The 202-nt window shown below is 53.5% G+C and carries 1 rRNA gene; it reads right to left on the reverse strand.

The features are described 5' to 3' along the window. Positions 1-122 precede the first annotated feature (122 nt). Positions 123-202: ribosomal RNA gene (locus AC5RV1_RS21500) — 16S ribosomal RNA — on the reverse strand; the annotation flags it as partial.

Here is a 202-nt window from a genome sequence, read left to right on the forward strand (position 1 = left end):
TATTCGTTGATATTCCACCCTTGAGCACCCGCCGCAGAACAAACGTCTGCGCAACGGGCATATACTCCTGACAAACATTCCCCCCGTCATTCAACGGGCGGATATTTGTAGGTGCTCCTTAGAAAGGAGGTGATCCAGCCGCACCTTCCGGTACGGCTACCTTGTTACGACTTAGTCCCAATCGCCAGTCCCACCTTCGACA

The sequence above is a fragment of the Arthrobacter sp. Hb9-2 genome (assembly GCF_059091165.1).